The organism is Paraburkholderia sp. BL17N1, from assembly GCF_003634175.1.
GTDB lineage: Bacteria > Pseudomonadota > Gammaproteobacteria > Burkholderiales > Burkholderiaceae > Paraburkholderia.
On the sequence record NZ_RBIW01000001.1, the window covers coordinates 1,859,880 to 1,883,329 of the forward strand.

Below are 23,450 nucleotides of genomic sequence, written 5' to 3' on the forward strand. Positions count from 1 at the left end.
CTGGACGGGCATCCCACCCCCGAAGGGGGCAAGGCCACTCAGGTTAAGTGATCGTGTTGTGCCAGAAACAACACAACCCAAAGCAACACGAGAGGCATCCTCTCAGCTACTTCTTCCCGATTGGTTGCATTGCTCCACGAGCAGTGCAGCAACAAGTCATGCCTGATGACCATAGCGAGTCGGTCCCACCCCTTCCCATCCCGAACAGGACCGTGAAACGACTCCACGCCGATGATAGTGCGGATTACCCGTGTGAAAGTAGGTAATCGTCAGGCTCCCCAGCAGCAATCAGAAACCCCACCCCACAAAGGTGGGGTTTCTGCGTTTACCCCGCCGCCATACACATAGAAAACCGACGGGTTAAATCACCTCACTCCCATCCGCAGAAACCATTCATAGCAACGAGAGAAGGCTCGGCGGCGAACCATGAGCTTGCCCCCGAAAAACGAATCCCTTGCTGAGCAGGTAAACTCAAGCAAGGAGAAGAACGATGACAAGCAAGGCAAAGCGAGCGCAGTACACGCTCGAGTTCAAGCTGGAAGCGGTGCGGCTGGTCAAGGCCGGGCAAAGCATGGCTGCGGTGGCGGCGACACTGGGTGTGGTCGAACAGACGCTGTACAACTGGGTAAAGGCTGACCGGGAAGGCAAACTGACGGGTGCGGGCACGAAGCCCGTGAGCCCGGAACAGATGGAGCTCGCGCGGCTGCGTGCCGAAGTGGCTCGCCTGAAGATGGAGCGGGATATTTTAAAAAAAGCGGCCGCGTACTTCGCCAAGGAGTCGATGTGAAGTACGCATTCATCGGACGTGTCAGAAATCTTGTGTGCTGAGGCCGGTTAGAAATCTCAGTTGATGGCGCTGGTGAACCGCTCGCCGAACAGAATGGCGAACTGATTGACTGCTTGCCGCCAGGTGATAGGTGGCATCTTCCAGTCCTTTTCGATGTTGCGCAAGGCCAGGTATAGCAATTTGCTGGCGGCTTCGTCGCTTGGGAAGTGACCGCGGTTCTTGACGATCTTGCGAAGCTGCATGTGCATGCTTTCGATCGCATTTGTCGTGTATATGATTCTGCGTACTTCCGGCGGATAGGCGAAGAACGGAATGACCTGTTCCCATTGGCGCTGCCACATCGCGGCGACCGTTGGGAATTTCTTGCCCCATTCGCTTTGCGAGAAGGCTTGCAGCGCCGCCTCAGCGGCTTCGGCGGTGGCGGCCTGATAGATCGGCTTGAGCGCCGCAGCCAACGGCTTACGGTCCTTCCAGCTCGCCAGATTCAGCGAATTACGGATCAGATGCACGATGCAGGTCTGGATCTGCGCGGCCGGAAACACCGCCTCGATGGCCTCCGGGAACCCACGCAGGCCGTCGACCACCGCAATCAGGATGTCGTGCAAACCGCGATTCTTCAACTCGTTGAAAACCTTCAGCCAGAACTTGGCGCCTTCGGTTTGCTCGATCCACAAACCCAGCACTTCCTTGCGCCCGTCGGCCCGAATGCCCAGCGCGAGGTACACCGCCTTGTTCCTGACCGTGCCTTCGTCGCGGATCTTCAGTCGAAGTGCGTCGAAATACACGATCGGATACATCGCCTCGAGCGGGCGTTGCTGCCACTGTTCGACTTCGGCCAGCACCTCGTCGGTGACGGTCGAAATCAGATCGGGCGACACCTGTAGGCCATATAGCTCCAGCAAATGGCCCTGAATCTCGCGCACGCTCATGCCGCGCGCGTACATGCTGATGACGTGATCGTCAAAGCCCGGCAGCCGGCGCTGATACTTGCCCACCAACTGCGGCTCGAATGTCGCCTGCCGGTCACGCGGAATGTCCAGATTCAGTTCGCCATTGGGCGTGATGACCGTCTTGGGGCTGGTGCCGTTGCGGTGGTTGCCGGACTTGCCTTGCCCGGTCTCGGCTTCCAGATGGTGGCTCAACTCGGCCGCGAGCATGCGCTCGGCCAGCCGTTTCTTGAGCTGGCCGGCCAGACCTGATTCGCCCAGGACCGACTCAGCATCCTTGCCCTGCACCTGGGCAAGCAATTGGTCGATCAACTCGTCGGGAAACAGCTTCGGTGCCTTCGGGTTCCTGTTCTTCTTTGTCACGGTTGCTTCGGTCATAGGACGTTATTTCCGTTATCGTCTCATGACCTCGGCACACAGAAAATCTGACAGGCTCGGGCTTTTACAATGCACGCCGGTTACACTCGACGCTCAACTACGTTAGCCCAATGACTTTCGAGCAGAACTGGTTCGCAGCACAGCAAGGCAAGGCCGCATAACATCCTCGGTTATGGGATTCGCCAAACGGGGGCAAGGTCACCATTCACCGCCGCCAACCCCCTCGAAAATATTCTATTTGCCCTGCGCCAGAAACCGCTGTGCCAGCCGTACCCAGTACGTCGACCCGATCGGCAGCAACTCGTCGTTAAAGTCATAGCTTGCGTTATGCAGCATGCACGGACCCGCGCCATGGCCCGAATCTCGGTGCCCGCCATCGCCATTACCCAGGAACGCGTAACAGCCCGGTTTGGCGAGCAACATGAAAGAGAAGTCCTCCGCCCCCATCGTTGGTTCGACCGCGTCGTCGACTTTATCTGCACCGACAATTTCCTTCATCACCGTCGCTGCAAAGCGAGCCTCCTCGCTGCTGTTGATCGTCGGCGGGTAGTTTCGGTGAAAACGAATATCGACCGAGCAATCGTAGGCCTCGGCCGTGCTCTCCGCGATCTTGCGCATGCGCGCTTCGATCAGATCTAGCGTCTCGGTCGTAAACGTCCGTACGGTGCCTGCGATCCACGCATTGTTCGGGACGACGTTGACCGCGTCGCCGGCGTGAATCTGCGTGATCGACAGCACGGCGGTGTCGAGCGGCTTCTTGTTCCGCGTGATGATGCTCTGCAATCCATTCGCAATCTGGACGGCAGTGAAGACGGGATCGCGGCCGTTGTGCGGCAGCGCGGCGTGCGAGCCCACGCCTTTGATTTCAATGTGAAATTCGTTGCTCGATGCCATGATTGGACCTTCGGTCACGCCGAAGTGCCCCGCCGGCATGCCCGGCCAGTTATGAATACCGAATACGGCGTCGACCGGAAATTTCGCGAATAGGCCGTCGTCGATCATGGCCTGCGCACCTGCGCCGCCTTCTTCGGCAGGCTGGAAAATGAACACGATTGTGCCGTCGAATTCGCCATGTTTGACCAGGTGCCGCGCGGCGCCGAGCAGCATCGCGGTATGTCCGTCGTGGCCGCACGCGTGCATCTTGCCGTCGTTTTTCGACCGATGGTCGAAGCTGTTCAGTTCCTGTATCGGCAACGCATCCATATCGGCCCGCAGACCAATGGAGCGTGAACCATTGCCTCGTTTCAGCACACCGACGACGCCGGTCTTGCCCAACCCTCGATGAGTTTCGATGCCCCAGGACTCGAGCGTTCGCGCCACCAGATCGGCCGTCGCCGTTTCTTCGTAACGCAGTTCCGGATGAGCATGGATCGTTCGTCGGAGGGTCTGAATTTCGCCGTGAGCGGCTTGGATTTCGGGGATAAGTTTCATGATGGAGTGGTAACGCTTCTGTGCTTTGGCTTGCGTGGAATCGCTCGGGGCCACACCGGCCCGGGCACGGTAATAACCGATTCTACGCCCAAGGCCTTTTTGGCGGCAGCGCGCAGGCCACGCAGCAATTGCCGTAATAGAATCCGGCATTGCTACACCGCTCACCGCCTTCTTGAAAGGATCGCCGATGAATGCTCCGACCGAACTCGCCCGCGCCGTATGCCCGCACGACTGCCCCGACACCTGCGCGATGCGAGTGACGGTCGCGGCTGGACGTGCGATCAAGGTCGTCGCTGATCCCGAACATCCGCCGACGCAAGGCGCGCTGTGCGCCAAGGTCAGTCGCTATGCTGAGCGCGTGCATCATCCGCGAAGATTGACGACGCCGATGAAGCGTGTCGGCCGTAAAGGCGAGGGCCGCTTTGAGCCGATCAGTTGGGATGAGGCGTTCCAGCTCGCGGCAGGCCGTCTCTCGGAGATTGCGCGTCGCGCGCCAGAAGCGATTGTCCCCTACAGCTATGCCGGCACGATGGGTTTGGTCCAGGGCGACAGCATCGCGCAACGATTCTTTCACAAGCTCGGCGCATCGCAACTGGACCGGACGATCTGCGCGTCCGCCGGCGCCGCCGGTTTGAAGTACACCTATGGCGCGAGCCTTGGCATGCTCACCGAGTTTTTCGACGAGAGCGAGGTCATCCTCATCTGGGGGGCCAACCCCATCGCATCGAGCCTGCATTTCTGGACCCGCGCTCAACAGGCCAAACGCCGCGGCGCACAGCTGATCGCGATCGATCCTTACCGCTCGCTGACCGCCGAAAAGTGCCATCAGCATATCGCCCTGAAACCCGGCACCGATGGTGCCTTGGCGCTCGGCATGATGAACGTGTTGATCGCGGAAAATCTGCTCGATCACGCTTACATTGAGGCCCACACATTAGGCTTTGATGAACTGAAGGCCCGCGCGCTGAATTACCCGCCCTCGCGTGCTGCTGGAATTTGCGACGTTGATGAACACGTTATCATCGATCTTGCGCGACTTTACGGTGGTACTAAAAAGGCCGCGATCCGCATGAATTATGGTCTGCAGCGCGTGCGTGGCGGCGGCAATGCCGTGCGCGCTATCGCCTGCCTGCCGTCGTTGACGGGCGCGTGGCGCGAAAGAGCGGGTGGCGTGCTGCTGTCTTCGGGCGGTTGGGCGCCGGTCGACTCGCATGCATTGCAGCGTCCGGACCTGATGCCGGGCTGGCCGTCCAAGGTCAGCCGCGTCATCAATATGAATACAATCGGCGATGCGTTGCTGCACAAGGGCGACGCCGCGTTCGGCCCTAAAGTCGAAGTGATCGTCGTCTACAACTCGAATCCGGTGGCCGTCGCGCCGGATTCCGAGCGAGTGGCAGCGGGTTTCGCGCGTGAGGATCTCTTCACCATCGTGCTGGAGCATTTCCAGACCGACACCGCCGACTACGCCGATCTGCTCCTGCCCGCAACGACTCAACTCGAACACTTCGATGTCCATAAGTCATACGGCCACACGCACGTGATGGTCAACTTGCCGGCAATCGCTCCGGTTGGCGGCGCACTCCCGAACACGGAGATTTTCCGCGGCTTCGCGCGTCACATGGGGTTAAGCGAGCCGGCGCTATTCGAAAGCGACGAGACGGTCGCCAAAAACGCGTTCCGCTGGCAGGACAAAACGCTCGAAGGCGTGGATTGGGAGACGTTGAAGCAAACCGGCTGGGCCCGGCTGAACCTGCCCGATGCACCTTTCGCAGAAGGAGGCTTCCGAACGCCGTCCGGCAAATGTGAGTTCTATAGTGAACGGCTCGCGCAGCAGGGGCTCGACCCGCTCCCGGACTATCTGCCGCCCTACGAATCCGCCGACGGCGCACCGGAGCTAGCCGCCCGCTACCCGCTTGCGATGATCTCGCCGCCGGCCCGCAACTTCCTGAACAGCACCTTCGTGAACGTCGAAAGTCTGCGTTCGACGGAGGGCGAGCCGCACCTCGACATGCATTCGGCCGACGCCCAATCGCGGGAGATCGTCGATGGCGCTCGGGTGCGGATCTTTAACGATCGCGGTTCCATGCAGGCGTGCGTGCGCGTCACGGATAAAGCCCGTAAAGGGCTCGTGGTCGGCCTGTCGATCTGGTGGAAAAAGCTCGCGCCCGACGGTCGCAATGCCAATCAACTCACCAGCCAGGCGCTCACCGATCTGGGCGGCTCGGCGACGTTCTACGACTGCCTGGTCGAAGTCGAACGCCTCTGAAACCCGCTCAGTCACCCCGCAGCGCGCGTCCCGCACGGGTTCGAGGCTGCAGTCTAACCAGGCCGCTTTTCGCGAATAGCACCGAGGTGCCCATGCTACGATGCGTTTTTAGCACGACCATTCGAAAATAAAGGAGGAGACGCTGCATGGACAAAATCTGGCTGAAATCTTATCCGCCCGGCGTTCCCGCAGAGATCGACCCGAGCCGCTATTCGTCGGTGGGAGAACTGCTCGAAGAAGCCTTCCGCGAGCATCGCGCCAAACCGGCGTTCGTCTGCATGGGTAAGGAGATCAGCTACGGCGAGCTCGACGCGCTTTCGCGCAAACTCGCCGCATGGTTTCAGTCGAAGGGCCTGGCCCGCGGCGCGCGCATCGCGATCATGATGCCCAACGTGCTGCAATATCCGGTGGCCATTGCAGCTATCTTGCGCGCGGGCTATGTGGTCGTGAACGTAAACCCGCTCTATACGCCTCGCGAGCTCGAGCATCAGCTCAAGGACAGCGGCGCGGAAGCGATCATTCTGCTTGAGAATTTTGCGGTCACACTGCAGGCGATCGTGCGCAACACGTCGATCAAGCACATCGTGGTGGCCGCGATGGGCGACCTGATGGGGATCAAGGGCACGCTGGTGAACTTCGTCGTGCGCAAGATGAAGAAGATGGTGCCGGCCTGGAGTCTGCCGGGCCACGTCAAGTTCAACACCGCCATCGCGGAAGGCGCGCGCCAGAATTTCAAAGCGGTCCAGCAGGGCCCTGACGATGTCGCGTTTCTCCAGTACACGGGCGGCACGACAGGCGTGGCCAAGGGCGCGACCCTGCTGCATCGGAACCTGATTGCCAATGTGCTGCAGTCGGAGATCTGGCTCGATCCGGTTCGCGCGAATCGCACGGATATCGGTCAGTTCGTCACCGTCGTAGCGTTGCCGCTGTACCACGTGTTCGCGCTGACCGTGTGCGGTCTGTTGACGATCCGCACCGGCGGCCTCGGCGTACTCATTCCGAATCCGCGCGACATTCCAGGCATGATCAAGGCGCTCGAAGGCTATCCGATCACGACGATTCCCGCCGTCAACACGCTCTACAACGCGTTGTTGAATAGCCCGGATTTCCATAAGCTCGATTTTTCGAAGCTGATCGCCGCGAATGGCGGCGGTATGGCGGTGCAAGAAGCCGTCGCCAAGCGCTGGTACGAAGAGACTCATACGCCGATTATCGAAGGCTACGGTTTGTCGGAGACGTCGCCGTGCGTGACCTGCAATCCGGTCACGGTCACCGAATACAGCGGAACGATCGGTCTGCCGCTGCCGTCGACGGAAATCTCGATTCGTGACGACGAGGGCAACGAAGTGCCGCTCGGCCAGCCTGGCGAAATCTGCATCCGCGGCCCGCAGGTCATGGCGGGTTACTGGAACCGGCCCGACGAAACCGCGAAGGTGATGACGCCGGACGGCTTCTTCAAATCGGGCGATGTCGGCCTGATGAACGACGGCGGCTTCGTGAAGATCGTCGACCGTAAGAAGGACATGATTCTGGTGTCCGGTTTCAACGTCTATCCGAATGAAATCGAAGACGTGGTCGCCAAACTGCCGGGCGTGTTCGAAGTCGCCGCGGTGGGCGTGCCGGATCAGCATTCGGGCGAAGCAGTGAAACTGTTTGTCGTGAAAAAGGATCAGGCGCTCACTGATGCCGACATCTTCGCGTACTGCAAGCAGCAGTTGACCGGCTACAAGCGCCCTAAGATCGTCGAGTTCCGCACTGAACTACCGAAGAGCAATGTTGGCAAGATTCTGCGCCGTGAGTTGCGCGACGGACGCGCGTAGACGGAATCGCACACTGATCGGGCACGAAGCCGGCAAGAAGCTGACAAGAAGGTGACAAGAAGCGGCGAGTAAGCGAAAAAGGCCCGGCAGACGCAAGTCTGCCGGGCCTTTTCTTTCGCATGGCAATCGCATCGCGAAACCAGTTGGCAGCGCGCGCCATAAAAAAAGGCGCCCGAAGGCGCCTTTGAGGCAGACTGCTTTTTTACGACTTATTAGAACTTGTGGCGGATACCGACGCGAGCCGCGAGTTGATTCTGGTTCGACGAGCCCGACAGGCCGTTGATGCCTGCCGTTGCGTTGACCGTAGCACCCGCTGCGTTGATCGTATCGCCCAGAGCGTGTTGGTACACGCCAATCACGTACACGTCCGTGCGCTTGGACAGGAAGTAATCCACGCCGAGCGAGCCTTGGTGGTATTGAGCACGCGAGTTGCCGTTGATTTCCGCGCCGCGCGTGTAGTCATACGCTGCGCCGACCAGCAATGCCGGGGTCAACTGATACTTGAAGTTCAGTTCTGCATTGTTGAACGTAGCCGACTGGCCCTTGAACGGCGATGCGAACGAAGCGCCCAGGTTGCCGAAGCGGATGTTCGAGTACGTCGCACCGATAGTTGCTGCGCCGAACGTGTAAGCGCCGCCTGCACCGATCACTTGATACGTGTTAGCCGACGAGAAGCCAGCGTACACCGGCGACGTCACAGCCGCGGCCGGTGTTGCAGCCGTACCGCCGTTGTTGAACAGGCCGCCCGAAGCTGCCGGGCTGCGTGCGTTCAAATAGCCAACGCCCAAGACCAACGGACCGTTGTTGTAGCCAGCGCCCAACGACCAGATCTGGTTCGACGTGACGTTGCCGGCAACGCCGCCGAAGCTGTACGTGCCGCCGAACTTCAGGCCGCCGTAATCAGCGCTCGTGTACTTGACCGTGTTGTTGGTGCGGTACGCGTTGTTGAAGTTGTCGATGTCGCCCGGGTGAGCAGCGATGTAGCCGCCCCATTGGTCGCCGGCTTCCAGCGGACCGACGTAGTCGACGACGGAGTCGTACTGACGACCCAGCGTGACCGTACCGAACTGGCTCGACAGGCCAACGTAAGCTTGACGACCGAACATCAGGCCGCCTTGACCCAGCTTGCCGTTGTTCACGTCAAAGCCGTTTTCCAACACGAAGATTGCCTTCAGACCGCCGCCCAGATCTTCCGTGCCGCGCAGGCCGAAACGCGAGCCTTGCATGACGCCGCTGGACAGGTTGTACAGGTGCTTGCCACCCGAGTTGGTGTTGATGTTGAAGCCTTCGTCAATGATACCGTACAGGGTCACGCTGCTCTGAGCATGTGCGACGCCTGCGAATGCGCCCAGTGCTGCGAGAGCGAGAAGCGACTTTTTCATCGAATGATCTCCAAGGATTACGAATCTTTTGTACAAGGCAGAATATTTATCTAGCGTTGAGGCCTTGCATGTCCAACTTCGCGAGAAGTTGCACGTAATGTAACAAAAGGCATACATGGCACAAAGAAAAAGGAGCGGGGCGCGAAGGCTCCTGTTTCGTTTACGCAACATGGTCTAAAATCAGAAATTGGCCGCCCGATTCATGCGGTTTGAAGGTTTTTGCGAAGCCGGTTTTGCACCGCAAAGCCTTGTCGAGCCGACCTGGCGGATCGGTAAGGCGGTTGTCGAATGAGGGAGTGCTGAATGTTTCTGGACGAGTTGATTAGCGAGTTTGATCGGGGTTTACGCTCAATGACCGGCGTGTCGCGGATGAGTCGTCCGTTGCCGGTGCCGCAAGAATCCGCGGTGACCGAACCGGCGGTCGAACTTTCACCGGCCGAGCGTGCGCACGCGGCCGGCTTGATGCGCGTGAATCACGTCGGGGAGGTCTGCGCGCAGGCGCTCTACCAGGCTCAGAAACTCGCGACCAGATCGCCGTCTTTGCGGGCTGTGTTCAATCGCGCCGCGATCGAGGAAGAAGATCATCTCGCGTGGACTTCCAAGCGTCTCGAAGCGCTCGACTCGCGCCCCAGCCTGCTGAACCCACTCTGGTATACAGGCGCGCTCGCAATCGGACTCGCGGCTGGGCGCATGGGCGACCGCGTCAGCCTCGGCTTCATGGCCGAAACCGAGCGTCAGGTGGAACTGCATCTCGACGGCCATCTGAACGAACTGCCGGCAGCCGATCACGAGTCGCGTGCAATCGTCGAGCAGATGCGCGCGGACGAAGCGGAACACGGCAAGGCGGCGATGGAAGCCGGCGGCATGGAGCTACCGTTGCCCGCGCGCGCGCTGATGCGCGCCGTGTCGAAAGTCATGACGCGCACCGCGTATTACATATAAGTCAAAGCCAACTGTTCACGTACATCTCGAAAGTGGGACGGCGCCTCGCGCCGTTCGCCTGAAGCACCCAGAAACGCCATCCCACGTTTGCCGATCCCGCTTAACGATCTCTTTCATTCCGCGCCTTTCCCCAGCACTTTTCACGTATCACCTTCACAAGCTGCACTAGCTCGTTCATTTATAACGGTTTTCCGTTTTATGCGCGACGTGAAGGAGTCGCGCTAAGTCCTTGTTCTAACAAACAAAATTCGCTGGAAAAGCACGTATCTCCCTTGACCCCCGTTTAGCGTTCCTCTAAAGTGGGAGACAGTGTGAGAAAGTGTATTTTTGTGTGATCTCACAAGCGGTTTCGGGTAGATTTTCATGGGTCGGGCAGCTGGCGCGCCAATGCGCCAAATGGGGAGAGCGAAGTGTTCCAAGGGGCGTCGGCGCTGACGCTCGATGCGAAAGGGCGGATGTCTATTCCCTCTCGATATCGGGATGCGCTGCAGACACAGGCAGAGGGCCGGGTGACGATCACCAAGCACCCGGACGGCTGCCTGTTGCTCTTTCCGCGCCCGGAGTGGGAAATTTTCCGCGACAAGGTCGACAAGCTGCCTATGAACGCGACCTGGTGGAAGCGCATTTTTCTCGGCAATGCAATGGACGTTGAAATGGACGGCGCAGGGCGCGTGCTCGTATCGCCGGAATTGCGCACGGCTGGTGGATTGGAAAAAGAAGTGACCTTGCTTGGCATGGGTCGTCACTTCGAGTTGTGGGATGCACAAACATACGCCGCGAAGGAACAGGCGGCAATGGCCGAGGGCATGCCCGACGCGTTAAAAGATTTCACGTTCTGATCGCGGTTTACATATATGGCACCTGCGATGGGAAACGAATTGCAGCATCGCACGGTGCTGCTGGAAGAAGCGGTCCAGGCGCTGGTTACGCGCGCAGACGGCGTGTATGTGGACGGCACGTTCGGGCGCGGAGGGCATAGCCGCCTGGTGCTGGAAAAGCTGGCTGAGTCGGGGCGTCTGATCGCTTTCGACAAAGACCCGCTCGCCATCGCCACGGCGCAGCAGATTGCGGATCCGCGCTTCGGCATCGTGCACGAGAGTTTTGCTTCACTGCGCACCGCGATTGCGGAGCGCGGCGTAGGACGGGTGTCGGGCGTTTTATTGGATCTGGGCGTGTCGTCGCCGCAAGTCGACGATCCGGAGCGGGGCTTCAGCTTCCGCGCCGACGGCCCGCTCGACATGCGGATGGACCCGACGCGCGGCGAATCGGCGGCTGATTGGCTCGCGCGGGCCACGGTGCAGGAATTGACGGAGGTGATACGAGATTATGGGGAAGAACGGTTTGCTTTTCAGATTGCAAAGGCGCTTGTTGCTCGCCGGGCAGAGTCCGACCGTCTTGGGCCTCTCGTCAGCACGGGCGAGCTTGCCCAAATCGTGGCTAACGTCGTCAAAACCCGTGAGAAGGGCAAGGATCCGGCAACCCGCACCTTTCAAGCTATACGGATTCACATCAATCAAGAGCTTGCGGAGCTGCAAGTCGTTTTAGAAGCAGCGTTGTCGCTGTTGGAGCAAGGGGGGCGGCTGGTGGTCATCAGCTTTCATTCGCTCGAGGACCGGATCGTCAAGCGATTCATGCAGGCGCACGCGAGTACGCCGACGGTGGATCGCCGTCTGCCGATTCGCGCAGTCGATCTGCCGAGCCCTCCGCTCAAAATCATCGGCCGCGTATTCGCAAGCGACGCTGAAGTCGCCGCGAATCCGCGCGCCCGTTCTGCCGTGATGCGCGTGGCGGAGCGGATCGCACCATGAATCGTCTCAACATCTTCCTGCTGATCATCGTGATGGGCTGCGCTCTGTCCGTCGTCAATGCTACCAATCAGCAGCGCCAGATCTTTATCCAGTTGCAGCGCGCTCAATCGCAGGAGCGTCAACTGCAGCAGGATTATTCGCAACTTCAATATCAGCAGAGCGCGCTGTCGAAAACGTCGCGCATCGAGACTATCGCCACCGATTCCCTGAAGATGCAATCGGTCGCCACCGGCCGCACCCAGTACCTGACGCTCGATCCGGGCGCGGCGAAAGCCGAAGACGCACCGATTCCGACTTCCGGCCCGGCATCGGCGCCGGCACCGACCCGTCGCGGAGGCGTGCGATGAAAAAATCGTCGACTCGCAAGAGCGTGGCTTTCTCGGCCAATCCGATCCTGTCGGTGCGCCTGCCGATGTGGCGCTCGAAACTCGTCGTGTTCCTGCTGTTCATGGCGTTCGTCGCGCTGACCGCGCGCGCCTTCTGGATCCAGGGCCCGGGCAACGCGTTCTATCAGAAGCAGGGTGAAATCCGCTATCAGCGCCGGCTCGAACTGCCGGCCACGCGCGGCAAGATTCTCGACCGCAATGGTCTCGTGCTGGCCACGAGTCTGCCGGTGCGCGCGATCTGGGCGATTCCCGAATCGGTGCCGGACGACCTTGGCGCGGACAAGCTCACGTCGCTCGGCAAACTGCTCGGCATGACTAATAAGGAACTGCGCGCCAAGCTCTCGGAAGACAAGACCTTTGTTTACGTCAAGCGCCAGGTGCCGGTGGATGTCGCCGCTAAAGTCGCCGCGCTGGAGATCCCGGGCATTTACGCGCGCGACGAGTACAAGCGCTTCTATCCCGAAGGCGAGATCACGGCCCACCTGATCGGCTTCACCAATGTGGAAGACGAAGGCCAGGAAGGCGTCGAGCTCGGCGACCAGAAGCTGCTCGCCGGCATGTCGGGCAGCCGCCGCGTGATCAAGGACCGCATGGGCCACATCATCGAAGACGTGGACGAGCAGGTCGTGCCGCACAACGGCCAGGACGTGGATCTCTCGATCGACAGCAAGATTCAGTACATCGCCTACACGAACCTGAAGGCGGCCGTCGAGAAATTCAAGGCCAAGGCCGGCGCGGCCATGGTGATCGACGTGCGCACCGGCGAAGTGCTGGCGCTCGTCAATTACCCGACCTACAACCCGAACGACCGTTCACACCTGACCGGCGATCAGCTGCGCAACCGCATCCTGACCGACACGTTCGAGCCCGGCTCGATCATGAAGCCGTTCACGGTTTCGCTCGCGCTCGATCTGCACCGCGTCACGCCGACTACACTGGTTGATACAGGCGGCGGCCGTTTCGTGCTCGACGGCGCGCCGATTACCGACGACAGCGCGTTCGGCGTGCTGACGGTGGGCGGCGTGATCCAGAAGTCGAGCAACATCGGCGCGACGAAGATCGCCATGCAGCTCAAGCCCGAAGAGATGTGGAACATGTACACCAGCATCGGTCTCGGTCAGGCGCCGAAGGTCGGTTTCCCGGGCGCGGCGGCCGGCCGTCTGCGTCCGTGGAAGAGCTGGCGCCGCATCGAGCAGGCCACCATGTCGTACGGTTACGGTCTGTCGGTGTCGCTGTTCCAGTTGGGCCGCGCTTATACGGCAATCGCGCACGACGGCGAGATCATGCCGGTGTCGATTTTCCGCACGCCTGGCGATCAGCCGGCCACCGGCCCGCAGATTTTCGCGCCTACTACCGCACGTCAAGTACGCGCCATGCTCGAAACCGTCACGGCGCCGGGCGGCACCTCGCCGGATGCGGCGGTGCCGGGCTATCGCGTCGGCGGCAAGAGCGGCACGGCGTACAAGCACGGCGCGCACGGCTACGACCACTCGAAATATCGCGCTTCGTTCGTCGGTATGGCGCCGATGCCGAACCCGCGCATCGTCGTGGCCGTCTCCGTCGACGAACCGACGGCGGGCAGCCACTTCGGCGGTCAGGTGTCGGGTCCGGTGTTCTCGAGCATCGTCGGCGACACGCTGCGCTCCTTGAATGTGCCGCCGGACATGCCGGTCAAGCAAATGGTGGTGTCGGACGATTCGGCACCGGCTGCACCGACCGCGCCAGCCACGCCAGCCACGCCAGCCACGGCCAAGAAGCTCTCCACCAGCGCCGGCGCGAAGAAGTTGACGATTTCCGCGAACGCGAAAAGCCATCCGGGAGTCGTGCGATGAGCATGTTGCGGAAGAAGCATCCCGCACAGCGGCAGATCGCCGACGCCCTCGCCTGGCTGCATGCTCACGTGCAGCCAGGCGCGCATCTGCACGCCGACACGCGCTCGCTCGCACCCGGCGACGCGTTTTTCGCCTATGCCGTGGATGGCGCGGACAACCGCCCGTTCGTCGACGGCGCGATCGAACGTGGCGCTGCCGCCGTGCTGGTTCAGCCCGAAGGCTTCAACGGCGCGATCGATCCGTCGAACACGCTGGCCGTGCCGGCATTGAACGAGCTCGCGGGTTCGATTGCGAGCGGCTGGTACAACGATCCGAGCGACAGCATGCTCACGGTCGGCGTTACCGGCACGAACGGCAAGACCTCGTGCAGCCAGTGGATCTCGGCGGCGCTGACGGCGCTCGGCACGCGCTGCGCGATCATCGGCACGCTCGGCACCGGCTTGCCGGGCCACCTGGTGCACACCGGCTTTACCACGCCCGACGCGCCGCAATTGCAGCGCAGTCTCGCGCAGTTGCGCGACGCGGGCGCGCAGGCGGTGGCCATGGAAGTGTCGTCGCACGCGTTGCATCAGGGGCGCGTGAACGGCACGGCGTTCGACATCGCCGTGTTCACGAATCTCACGCAGGACCATCTCGACTATCACCATACGTTCGAAGCCTACGAAGCCGCTAAAGCGCGTCTGTTCGCCTGGCCGGAACTGCGCGCGGCCGTGATCAATCGCGACGATGCAGCCGGCCGCCGTTTGCTCGCGAGCACGCAAGGCCATGCACGCACCATCGCCTACGGGCTGGACGAAACGCTGCAAGACGCGCCGCAAGCCGACGCGCTTCTGCTCGCTTCGAACGTGCGCGCTACGGCCACAGGCACCGCGTTCCATCTGACTACTTCCGATTGGGGCGATGCCGAAGTGGAAGTGCAGACGCTCGGCGCGTTCAACGTCAGCAATCTGCTCGGCGTGCTGGGCGCACTGCTCGCCGCCGACGTCCCATTCGACGCCGCCGTGGCCGAACTTGCAAAGCTCGAGTCGGTGAACGGCCGCATGCAGCGGCTCGGTGGCCGCTTGCAGAACGACGAACCGCTCGTCGTGATCGACTACGCGCACACGCCGGACGCGCTGGAAAAAACACTCGAAGCGTTGCGCCCGATGGCGACCGCGCGCGGCGGCGAACTGATCTGCATGTTCGGCTGCGGCGGTGACCGCGACGCCACCAAGCGTCCGCTGATGGGCGCGATCGCCGAGAAAATCGCCGACGGCGTCGTGGTCACCAGCGACAACCCGCGCAGCGAAGATCCGCAAGCCATCATCGAGCAGATCGCGGCGGGCATGAAAGACGCGTCGAAAGCGCGGCGTATCGAGGACCGCGCGAGCGCGATTCTGCAAGCGATCCGCAGCGCCGCGCGCGAGGACGTCATCGTGCTGGCCGGCAAGGGGCACGAAGCAACACAGGAAATCATGGGCAAGAAACGCGCTTTCTCGGATCAGGACCACGCTCGCCTCGCGCTAGCCGCGCGCGCGACGCACGCACGCGGAGGTGGCGAATGAACATGTTCTCTCTGCGTGAAGCTGCCGCGCTGATCTCGGGCGCAACCGTGCTGGGTGACGAGGGCGTTACCTTCGAACGCGTCGCGACCGACAGCCGCAGCGCGGGCCCCGGCGATCTGTTCGTCGCGATCAAGGGCGATCGCTTCGACGCCCACGACTTTCTGCCGGACGTCGCCGCGCGCAACGTGAGCGCTGTTCTCGTCACGCGCACGCCGCAAGACTGGACTGTGCCGGCGCTCAAAGTCACCGACACGCGCATCGCACTCGGCGCGCTCGCACGCGGCTGGCGCCGCCAGTTCAGCACGCCGCTCGTCGCGGTGACGGGCAGCAACGGCAAGACCACGGTCAAGGAAATGATCGCGGCGATCTTCGCCGCCGCAGTCGGCGCCGACGCGCGTCTCGCGACCGCGGGCAACTTCAACAACGACATCGGCTTGCCGCTCACGCTGTTCCGCCTGCACGCAGCGCACCAACTGGCAGTGGTCGAACTGGGCATGAATCATCCGGGCGAAACCTCGGAGCTCGCGAAGATCGCTGAGCCGACGGTCGCCGTGGTGAACAACGCGCAGCGCGAGCATCAGGAATTCATGGCGACGGTCGAAGCGGTCGCGCTCGAACACGCAAGCGTGATTCACGCGCTCTCGCCGGAAGGCGTCGCGGTGTTCCCTGCGGACGACGCCTACGCGAGCATCTGGCGCGTGGCCGCAACCGGCAATCGCATCATGGACTTCGCACTGAACTCCGCCGAGCGCATCACCGAAGCCGCAGTAAAAGGCACGTTCGCCGGCAACGTCCTGAGCATCGATACGCCGGAAGGCCAGGTCGAAGTCACGCTGAAAGTGCTGGGCGACCACAACGCGCACAACGCCTTGGCCGCAACGTCGGCAGCGTTGGCTGCGGGCGTGTCGCTCGACGCGATCAAGCGCGGCCTCGAATCGTTCGGCGCCGTGAAGGGCCGCTTGCAGGTTAAGCAGGCCGTACTCGGCTCGCTCGCCGGCGCCACCGTCATCGACGACACCTACAACGCCAACCCCGATTCGATGCGCGCCGCGATCGACGTGCTCGCCTCGCGCGCCGCGCCGCGCGTGCTGGTGATGGGCGACATGGGCGAAGTCGGCGACAACGGTCCGGCGTTTCACCGCGAAATCGGCGCTTACGCCAAGGAACGCGGTATCGACGCGCTGTACGCAATGGGCGACGCCTCGCGCGACGCCTGCACCGCGTATGGCGCGAACGCGCATCACGTCGCCGACATCGGCACGCTGGTCGCGCAATTGCAGCAGGCCGGTTTCGGTCCTGGCGCAACGCTTCTCGTGAAAGGCTCGCGCTTCATGCAGATGGAGCGCGTGGTGGACGCCGTAACGAGTCCACAACCCAACGCAGCGGGCAGTACGCCCGCCGCACATTGAAATAGAAGGACCGAAGCATGCTACTGGCGCTGGCGCAATGGCTGCAGAATGACGCAAGCTTCTTGCGCGTGTTCAGTTATCTGACTTTCCGTGCGGTGATGGCGACCATCACCGCGCTGCTGATCGGGCTCGTCTGCGGCCCGGCGGTGATTCGCAAGCTGACCGCCATGAAGGTCGGTCAGGCTGTTCGTAAAGATGGCCCGCAAACTCACCTCGTCAAATCCGGCACGCCGACCATGGGCGGCGTGCTGATTCTGCTCGGCATCGCCGTGGCGACGTTGTTGTGGGCCGATCTGACCAATCGCTTCATCTGGATCGTGATGCTCGTCACGTTCGGTTTCGGCGTGATCGGCTGGGTCGACGATTACCGCAAGGTGGTCTACAAGGATCCGCGCGGCATGTCGTCGCGCGAAAAGTATTTCTGGCAGTCGGTAATTGGTCTGTTCGCGGCGGTCTATCTGGCTTTCAGCGTGTCGGAAGCGAGCAATGTGCGCGTGTTCGACCTGTTCATGGCGTGGGTGCGCAGCGGCCTCTCGATGGGCTTGCCGGCGCGTGCCGACCTGATGCTGCCGTTCGTCAAATCGATCAGCTATCCGCTCGGCGTGTGGGGCTTCATCGTGCTGACGTATCTGGTGATCGTCGGCGCGAGCAACGCGGTCAACCTCACTGACGGCCTCGACGGTCTCGTGATCATGCCGGTCGTGCTGGTCGGCGCATCGCTCGGTGTGTTCGCTTACGTGATGGGCAGCTCGGTTTACTCGAAATACCTGCTGTTTCCGCATATCGCCGGCGCGGGCGAACTGCTGATCTTCTGTTCGGCAATGGGCGGGGCAGGGCTCGCGTTTCTCTGGTTCAACACGCACCCGGCACAAATGTTCATGGGCGACGTCGGCGCGCTCGCGCTCGGTGGTGCGCTCGGCACGGTGGCGGTGATCGTGCGCCAGGAAATCGTGCTCTTCATCATGGGCGGCATTTTTGTCGCGGAAACGCTCTCCGTGATGTTGCAAGTGACGTGGTTCAAATTCACCAAGCGCCGCTTCGGCGAAGGGCGGCGTCTCTTCAAGATGGCGCCGCTGCATCACCATTTTGAATTGTCGGGTTGGAAGGAAACGCAAGTGGTCGTGCGCTTCTGGATCATCACGTTGATGTTGTGTCTCTTTGGTTTGTCCACGCTCAAACTGCGTTAAGCAGCAGGTCCTTAAGGAAGCAGGCGATGTTCGGCGAGAAGTTTCGGGATCGGCAAAAGCCGATGGTGCTCGTGCTGGGACTGGGTGAATCCGGTCTTGCAATGGCGCGCTGGTGCGCGCGGCACGGCTGTCGGCTGCGAGTGGCCGACACGCGTGAAGTACCGCCGAACCTGCCCGCGCTGGAAGCGCATGGCGTCGACGCCGCATTCGTCGGCGGCCCGTTTTCGCCGGTGCTGCTCGAAGGTGTCGAACTCGTCGCCATCAGCCCCGGCCTGTCGCCGTTTGCCGCCGATCTGTTGCCGCTGATCGAAGCTGCGCGCGAGCAGGGTATCCCCGTGTGGGGCGAACTCGAACTGTTCTCGCAAGCGCTGAAGTCGCTTGGCGAAAGCGGCTATGCGCCGAAGGTGATCGCGATTACGGGCACCAACGGCAAGACCACGACGACGAGCTTGACCGGCCTGCTGTGCGAGCGCGCCGGCAAAAAGGTCGCGGTGGCGGGCAACATCAGCCCGTCGCTGCTCGACAAACTCGCTGAAGCGATCGACAACACCGCGTTGCCCGACGTGTGGGTGCTGGAACTGTCGAGCTTCCAGTTGGAAACGGCGCACACGTTCTCGCCGGATGCGGCGGTCGTGTTGAACATCACGCAGGATCATCTGGACTGGCATGGCGGTTTGGACGCATACGCCGCCGCGAAGGGCCGCATCTTCGGTGCGCAGACTGTGCGCGTGCTGAATCGCGACGACTCGCGTGTCATGAAGCTCGCGCCCGCGGAAGATAGCGAAGCCGAGATGGTCACGTTCGGCGTCACCGAGCCGAAGAACGACGGCGACTACGGTCTGCTGCGCGACAACGGCATGATCTGGCTCGTAGAGGCGCACGATCGCGACGCGAGCGACGAACCGGTGCCGAAGCGCCGTCGCAAGAACGAAGTGGTCACGCCGCCGAACATCGCGCTCAAACGCCTGATGCCCGCGGACGCCTTGCGCATTCGTGGCCTGCACAACGCCGCCAACGCGCTCGCCGCCTATGCACTCGCACGCGCGGTCGGCCTGCCGGGCGCGCCGCTGTTGCACGGTCTGCGCGAATATCGCGGCGAGCCGCATCGCGTGGAATTAATCGCGTCGATCGACGGTGTCGACTATGTGGACGACAGCAAGGGCACCAACGTCGGCGCGACGGTTGCCGCGCTCGACGGGCTCGCCCAGCGCATCGTGCTGATCGCCGGCGGCGACGGCAAGGGTCAGGATTTCGAACCGCTTGCCGCGCCGGTCACGCGCTGGTGCCGCGCCGTGATGCTGATCGGCCGCGACGCGCCGCAGATTCGCGCGGCGCTGGAAGAAACCGGTATCGCCATGACGGATCACGCGACGCTCGAAGAAGCGACGCGCGCCGCGACCGCGCTCGCTGAGCCGGGCGATGCCGTACTGCTCTCGCCCGCTTGCGCGAGCTTCGACATGTTCAAGGGTTACGCGCACCGCGCCGCGGTATTCCGCAGCACGGTAGAAGACATCGCGGCCGAACGGGGGACGATGATATGAGCTGGTCGGAACGTTTCGGTTCGCGCCAGGCCGCTGGCGGCGACGCGGGTGGTTCGGGCGGCGCGGCTCGCGTCGGTGGCCGCACGGGCGGCAGCGGTCTTGCGAGCGCCGTCAACGGCGTGCGTCCGCTGCGCTCGCGCATGCTCGACTACGATCACTCGCTGCTGTGGGTGGTCGTCGCGCTGCTCGGTCTCGGCGTGGTGATGGTGTATTCGGCGTCGATCGCCATGCCCGATTCGCCGAAGTACGCGTCGTACCGCGATTACGCGTTCCTCGTGCGCCAGATCATCTTCGTGGTGATGGGCTCGGTGATCGGCATCGTGTCGTTCCGCATTCCGATCGCGACATGGGACAAGTACGCGCCAAAGCTGTTTCTGATCTCGCTGTTCGCGCTGGTGATCGTGCTGATCCCGCACGTCGGCAAGGGCGTGAACGGCGCGCGCCGCTGGATTCCACTCGGCATCACGAACATGCAGCCGTCGGAAATCATGAAGCTCGCGGTGACGATTTACGCCGCGAACTACACGGTGCGCAAACAGGAATACATGCACAGCTTCGCCAAAGGCTTTTTGCCGATGGCGGTCGCCGTGGGTCTCGTCGGCGCATTGCTGCTGCTCGAACCGGACATGGGCGCGTTCATGGTGATCGCGGCGATTGCAATGGGCGTGCTGTTTCTCGGCGGCGTGAACGGCAAGCTGTTCGGCGGCCTGGTGGCGACCGCGGTCGGCACGTTCAGTTTGCTGGTGTGGGCGTCGCCGTGGCGTCGTGAGCGGATTTTCGCGTACCTCGATCCGTGGGACGACCGCTATGCACAGGGCAAGGCTTATCAATTGACGCACTCGCTGATCGCGTTCGGTCGCGGCGAGTGGTTCGGCGTGGGTCTTGGCGGCAGCGTCGAGAAACTCAACTATCTGCCGGAAGCGCATACCGACTTCATCCTCGCGGTGATCGGCGAGGAACTGGGTTTTGTCGGCGTGCTGGTCGTGATCCTGATGTTCTACTGGATCGTGCGCCGCTCGTTCGAGATCGGCCGTCAGGCGCTCGCACTCGACCGCACGTTCGCGGGCCTGGTCGCGAAAGGTATCGGCATCTGGTTTGGCGCGCAGACCTTCATCAACATGGGCGTGAACCTCGGCTTGCTGCCGACGAAGGGTCTCACGTTGCCGCTAGTCAGTTATGGCGGTTCGGGCATTGTGCTGAACTGCGTTGCTGTTGCCGTGTTGATGCGTGTGGACTACGAGAACCGGGTGCTCATGCGCGGAGGGAAGGTATGACCGCTCTGCCGCAACGCACGCTGATGGTGATGGCCGGCGGCACCGGGGGACACGTGTTCCCGGGGCTCGCGGTCGCGCATCTGATGCAGGCGTGGGGCTGGAAGGTCGTATGGCTCGGCAATCCTGCGGGCATGGAAGCGACGCTGGTGCCGAAGCACGGCATCCCGATGGAATACGTGCGCTTCGGCGGCGTGCGCGGCAAGGGTCTGAAACCCAAGCTGATGCTGCCGCTGAATCTGCTGCGTGCCTGCACGCAAAGTCTCTCCGTGCTGCGTCGCGTGAAGCCGGATGTCGTGCTCGGCATGGGCGGTTACATCACGTTTCCGGCCGGTTTGATGACCGCGTTGAGCGGCCGTCCGCTGGTGCTGCATGAACAGAATTCGATTGCCGGTCTCGCGAACAAGGTGCTCGCGAAAGTCGCTAAACGTGTGCTGGTTGCGTTTCCGAATGCACTGCCGCACGGCGAATGGACGGGAAATCCGATTCGTGAGGAACTTGCGCGCGCGATTGCACCCAAAGCACGCTACGCGCAACGCAGCGGTCCGTTGAATGTGCTCGTCGTGGGCGGCAGTCTGGGCGCCGCGGCGTTGAATGAAGTCGTGCCGCGCGCGGTGGCCTTGCTCGCGCCGGACGAACGGCCGCGCATCGTGCATCAGGCGGGCGCGAAGCATATTGAAGCGCTGCGCGAAAACTACGCGGCAGCAGGTCTGCAAGCAGGCGCCGATGTCGAACTCGTGCCGTTCATCGACGACATGACGAGCGCCTACGCGAAAGCCGACCTGGTGATTTGCCGGTCCGGCGCAATGACGGTGTCCGAGATTTCAGCAGTAGGCGTGGCGGCGTTCTTCGTGCCGTTCCCGTATGCAGTAGACGATCACCAAACCACTAATGCAGCGTTCCTCGCCGACAACGGCGCGGCGCTGGTCGTGCAGCAACGCGATCTGTCGGCGGAAACCCTCGCTGACTGGTTGCGCAGCCAGACGCGAGCAACCCTCGCGGAGATGGCGGAGCGTTCGCGCTCGCTCGCGAAACCCGACGCCACGGAACAGGTCGCGCAGATTTGCGCGACCGTGGCGGGTTCGATTTCGGGCGCGAGCCCAGAAGGAAAGCAATGAAACACATCGTCAAACACATTCACTTTGTCGGCATCGGTGGTGTCGGCATGAGCGGCATCGCGGAGGTGCTGGTCAACCTCGGCTATCAGGTGAGCGGCTCGGATCTCACGAGCAACGCGATCACCGATCGCCTCGCCGCACTCGGCGCGCGGATCGCGATCGGCCACGCGGCGGAGAACATCGAAGGCGCGAACGCGGTGGTCGTTTCCACCGCGGTGCGCAGCGACAACCCGGAAGTGCTGGCCGCGCGTCATCGCCGCATTCCGATCGTGCCGCGCGCGGTGATGCTCGCGGAACTGATGCGCCTGAAGCAGGGCATCGCGATTGCCGGTACGCACGGCAAGACCACGACCACCTCGCTGGTGGCGAGCGTGCTCGCGGCAGGCGGTCTCGATCCGACTTTCGTGATCGGCGGCCGTCTTATCAGCGCGGGCGCGAATGCGCGCCTCGGCACGGGCGACTTCATCGTCGCGGAAGCCGACGAGTCGGATGCATCGTTCCTGAATCTGTTTCCGGTGATCGAAGTCATCACGAACATCGACGCGGATCACATGGACACCTATGGCCACGACTTCGCGCGGCTCAAGCAGGCGTTCATCGAATTCACACACCGGCTGCCGTTCTATGGCATCGCGGTGTTGTGTGTGGACGATCCGAATGTGAAGGAGATCCTGCCGTTCGTGTCGAAGCCGATCATTCGCTACGGCTTCGCGCCGGACGCGCAGGTGCGCGCGGTCAACGTAAAAGCGCATGACGGCAAGATGCATTTCACGGCCATGCGCGAAGACGCGGCGCCGATCGACATCGTCTTGAACCTGCCGGGCGAGCACAACGTACAGAATGCTTTGGCCGCAATTGCAATCGCGACTGAACTTGAAGTGAAAGATGCCGATATCCAGCGAGCGCTGGCGGATTTCAACGGCGTGGGCCGACGCTTCCAGCGTTACGGCGAAGTGCCGGTCGTCAGCGAAGGCAAAGCGAGCGGCGCGTACACGCTGGTGGATGACTACGGTCATCACCCGGTCGAAATGGCGGCCACTGTGGCGGCGGCGCGCGGCGCATTTCCGGGCCGCCGTCTGGTACTGGCGTTCCAGCCGCACCGCTTCACGCGCACGCGTGATTGCTTCGAGGATTTTGTGAAAGTGCTGTCCACCGTCGACGCGCTCGTGCTGACCGAAGTCTATTCGGCCGGCGAGTCGCCGATCGTCGCCGCGGACGGCCGTGCGTTGGCGCGTGCGCTGCGTGTGGCGGGCAAGGTCGAGCCGGTCTTTGTCGATACGGTGGATGAAGTGCCGGACGCGCTCTCAGCAGTGGTGCGCGACGGCGATGTGGTGATCACGATGGGCGCGGGTTCGATCGGTGGTGTGCCGGGTCGCCTCGCGCAGGAAACGAAGGTGTGAG

At 62.2% G+C, this 23,450-nt stretch carries 17 protein-coding genes, 1 rRNA gene and 1 pseudogene; 16 read left to right on the forward strand and 3 right to left on the reverse strand.

Going from position 1 to position 23,450, the window contains the following annotated elements; translation table 11 throughout:
• Positions 1-161: 161 nt before the first annotated feature.
• Positions 162-275 (forward strand): 5S ribosomal RNA (gene rrf / locus B0G82_RS08315).
• A 215-nt stretch (positions 276-490) separates the two neighbouring features.
• A pseudogene (locus B0G82_RS08320) lies at positions 491-807 on the forward strand (transposase); the annotation flags it as partial.
• A 36-nt stretch (positions 808-843) separates the two neighbouring features.
• On the opposite strand, the gene B0G82_RS08325 reads toward B0G82_RS08320, so the two are convergent.
• Together B0G82_RS08325 and B0G82_RS08330 are read right to left on the reverse strand one after the other, a co-directional pair.
• Positions 844-2,112 carry an IS256 family transposase gene (locus tag B0G82_RS08325; RefSeq protein WP_206751610.1) on the reverse strand — a complete coding sequence of 423 codons (1,269 nt, stop codon included), beginning with the start codon at positions 2,110-2,112 and terminating at the stop codon, positions 844-846.
• A 234-nt stretch (positions 2,113-2,346) separates the two neighbouring features.
• The gene (locus B0G82_RS08330; protein WP_116138924.1) at positions 2,347-3,543 is read right to left on the reverse strand and encodes a M20 aminoacylase family protein; all 1,197 of its coding nucleotides are present in this window, start codon (positions 3,541-3,543) and stop codon (positions 2,347-2,349) included.
• A gap of 187 nt (positions 3,544-3,730) precedes the next feature.
• On the opposite strand from B0G82_RS08330, the gene B0G82_RS08335 reads away from it, so the two are divergent.
• Positions 3,731-5,809, forward strand: coding sequence for a molybdopterin oxidoreductase family protein (locus B0G82_RS08335; RefSeq protein ID WP_121307127.1), 2,079 nt, complete (start codon positions 3,731-3,733; stop codon positions 5,807-5,809).
• Between the two features lie 146 nt (positions 5,810-5,955).
• A complete protein-coding gene (locus B0G82_RS08340) occupies positions 5,956-7,629 on the forward strand; it encodes a long-chain fatty acid--CoA ligase (protein ID WP_116138928.1) in 1,674 nt (557 codons plus the stop codon).
• A 212-nt stretch (positions 7,630-7,841) separates the two neighbouring features.
• Here the strand turns inward: B0G82_RS08340 and B0G82_RS08345 are convergent, their stop codons facing one another.
• Positions 7,842-9,011: a porin gene (locus tag B0G82_RS08345; protein ID WP_116138930.1), complete on the reverse strand. Its 1,170-nt coding sequence runs from the start codon at positions 9,009-9,011 to the stop codon at positions 7,842-7,844.
• A 303-nt stretch (positions 9,012-9,314) separates the two neighbouring features.
• Between B0G82_RS08345 and coq7 the strand changes: the two genes are divergently transcribed.
• From coq7 to murC, 12 genes are all read left to right on the forward strand, one after another.
• Positions 9,315-9,953, forward strand: a complete 639-nt coding sequence (gene coq7, locus B0G82_RS08350) for a 2-polyprenyl-3-methyl-6-methoxy-1,4-benzoquinone monooxygenase (protein ID WP_121307128.1) — start codon at positions 9,315-9,317, stop codon at positions 9,951-9,953.
• A 410-nt stretch (positions 9,954-10,363) separates the two neighbouring features.
• The gene (gene mraZ / locus B0G82_RS08355; RefSeq protein WP_012434430.1) at positions 10,364-10,792 is read left to right on the forward strand and encodes a division/cell wall cluster transcriptional repressor MraZ; all 429 of its coding nucleotides are present in this window, start codon (positions 10,364-10,366) and stop codon (positions 10,790-10,792) included.
• 15 nt (positions 10,793-10,807) lie between these two features.
• Positions 10,808-11,761, forward strand: a complete 954-nt coding sequence (rsmH, locus tag B0G82_RS08360) for a 16S rRNA (cytosine(1402)-N(4))-methyltransferase RsmH (RefSeq protein WP_106285156.1) — start codon at positions 10,808-10,810, stop codon at positions 11,759-11,761.
• A complete protein-coding gene (ftsL, locus tag B0G82_RS08365) occupies positions 11,758-12,108 on the forward strand; it encodes a cell division protein FtsL (protein WP_106285157.1) in 351 nt (116 codons plus the stop codon). Before rsmH ends, ftsL begins: the two co-directional genes overlap by 4 nt.
• Positions 12,105-13,979 carry a penicillin-binding protein 2 gene (locus B0G82_RS08370; protein WP_121307129.1) on the forward strand — a complete coding sequence of 625 codons (1,875 nt, stop codon included), beginning with the start codon at positions 12,105-12,107 and terminating at the stop codon, positions 13,977-13,979. The genes ftsL and B0G82_RS08370 overlap by 4 nt, the downstream gene beginning before the upstream one ends.
• Entirely contained in the window at positions 13,976-15,523 is a 1,548-nt protein-coding gene (locus tag B0G82_RS08375; RefSeq protein ID WP_121307130.1) for a UDP-N-acetylmuramoyl-L-alanyl-D-glutamate--2,6-diaminopimelate ligase, read from the forward strand. The genes B0G82_RS08370 and B0G82_RS08375 overlap by 4 nt, the downstream gene beginning before the upstream one ends.
• Complete coding sequence (murF, locus tag B0G82_RS08380) at positions 15,520-16,932, forward strand: UDP-N-acetylmuramoyl-tripeptide--D-alanyl-D-alanine ligase (protein WP_121307131.1); 1,413 nt, start codon at positions 15,520-15,522, stop codon at positions 16,930-16,932. Before B0G82_RS08375 ends, murF begins: the two co-directional genes overlap by 4 nt.
• Positions 16,933-16,949: 17 nt before the next feature.
• Positions 16,950-18,119, forward strand: coding sequence for a phospho-N-acetylmuramoyl-pentapeptide-transferase (gene mraY / locus B0G82_RS08385; RefSeq protein ID WP_095418165.1), 1,170 nt, complete (start codon positions 16,950-16,952; stop codon positions 18,117-18,119).
• Positions 18,120-18,145: 26 nt separating this feature from the next.
• Positions 18,146-19,660, forward strand: coding sequence for a UDP-N-acetylmuramoyl-L-alanine--D-glutamate ligase (murD, locus tag B0G82_RS08390; protein WP_116138940.1), 1,515 nt, complete (start codon positions 18,146-18,148; stop codon positions 19,658-19,660).
• The gene (ftsW, locus tag B0G82_RS08395; protein ID WP_116138942.1) at positions 19,657-20,934 is read left to right on the forward strand and encodes a putative lipid II flippase FtsW; all 1,278 of its coding nucleotides are present in this window, start codon (positions 19,657-19,659) and stop codon (positions 20,932-20,934) included. The genes murD and ftsW overlap by 4 nt, the downstream gene beginning before the upstream one ends.
• Positions 20,931-22,049, forward strand: a complete 1,119-nt coding sequence (murG, locus tag B0G82_RS08400) for an undecaprenyldiphospho-muramoylpentapeptide beta-N-acetylglucosaminyltransferase (protein WP_121307132.1) — start codon at positions 20,931-20,933, stop codon at positions 22,047-22,049. The genes ftsW and murG overlap by 4 nt, the downstream gene beginning before the upstream one ends.
• Complete coding sequence (gene murC / locus B0G82_RS08405; protein WP_012434420.1) at positions 22,046-23,449, forward strand: UDP-N-acetylmuramate--L-alanine ligase; 1,404 nt, start codon at positions 22,046-22,048, stop codon at positions 23,447-23,449. Before murG ends, murC begins: the two co-directional genes overlap by 4 nt.
• Position 23,450 lies beyond the last annotated feature (1 nt).